Genomic DNA, 501 nt, shown 5'->3' on the forward strand with positions numbered 1-501 from the left:
CAGATGCCGGCGTACCACTCGTAGCCGCGGTCTTCCCAATAGCCGCCCTTGCCGCCACGAATTGGGGCGAAGCTCCCCACGACCTCGATGCCCATGACGTATTTTGCCATCTTATAGCCGAGCTGGCGTTCGACGCGTACGCGCAGTGGCGCACCGTTCGATATCGGCAGCGTTTCGTCGTTGAGGCCGTAGGCGAGGATCGTCTGCGGGTGGCGCGCGTCGATCATGTCGATCGATTCATAGTATTTTTCGCGACCGAGCGTATCGGCGCAGCGGAAAATCACGTAGCTACCGCCAGCTTTGACTCCGGCTTCGTCGAGGACGGCGGCGAGTGGCACACCCGTCCATTTGGCAATGCAGCTCCATCCCTCGACGCAGTCATGCCGCGTGATCTGCGTGCGCGCCGGCATGGTGCGCAGCTCGTCGAGAGATAGGGATTGCGGCCGCTCGACGAGGCCGGTGACGGAAAGACGCCAATCGGCGAAGCCATTTGCCGCCATC

Annotated in this window: 1 protein-coding gene; it reads right to left on the minus strand. The window is 62.5% G+C overall.

All coding sequences use genetic code 11. The features are described from left to right. The coding region (locus CH341_RS31845) for a molybdopterin-dependent oxidoreductase (protein WP_146604730.1) at positions 1 to 501 on the minus strand (501 nt) is incomplete at both ends.

This window comes from Rhodoplanes roseus (assembly GCF_003258865.1).
GTDB lineage: Bacteria > Pseudomonadota > Alphaproteobacteria > Rhizobiales > Xanthobacteraceae > Rhodoplanes > Rhodoplanes roseus.